This window comes from Acinetobacter sp., from assembly GCF_036666595.1.
In the GTDB taxonomy this organism is placed as follows: domain Bacteria; phylum Pseudomonadota; class Gammaproteobacteria; order Pseudomonadales; family Moraxellaceae; genus Acinetobacter.
The window spans coordinates 263-569 of the sequence record NZ_JAVWVO010000129.1 but is presented as its reverse complement, the minus strand read 5'-3'; the positions used below and the strand labels follow the sequence as shown (position 1 = coordinate 569).

Genomic DNA, 307 nt, shown 5'->3' with positions numbered 1-307 from the left:
AGGGCGCTTAGCTCAGTTGGTAGAGCGTCTGCCTTACAAGCAGAATGTCGGCGGTTCGATCCCGTCAGCGCCCACCAAGCCTTTACGTTAAAGATCTTACGTGCAGCGGTAGTTCAGTTGGTTAGAATACCGGCCTGTCACGCCGGGGGTCGCGGGTTCGAGCCCCGTCCGCTGCGCCACTTAAGATTTTTAATATTGTTTGTACCACATTAGTGACTTTGTGTAAGTGCAGCGGTAGTTCAGTTGGTTAGAATACCGGCCTGTCACGCCGGGGGTCGCGGGTTCGAGCCCCGTCCGCTGCGCCATT

Annotated in this window: 3 tRNA genes; all 3 read left to right on the top strand. The window is 56.0% G+C overall.

Going from position 1 to position 307, the window contains the following annotated elements:
* The first annotated feature begins 1 nt into the window (after position 1).
* Positions 2-77: transfer RNA gene (locus RR876_RS17190), tRNA-Val, on the top strand.
* A 25-nt stretch (positions 78-102) separates the two neighbouring features.
* Positions 103-179 (top strand) — tRNA-Asp (locus tag RR876_RS17185).
* Positions 180-228: 49 nt separating this feature from the next.
* Positions 229-305, top strand: a tRNA-Asp gene (locus tag RR876_RS17180).
* Positions 306-307 lie beyond the last annotated feature (2 nt).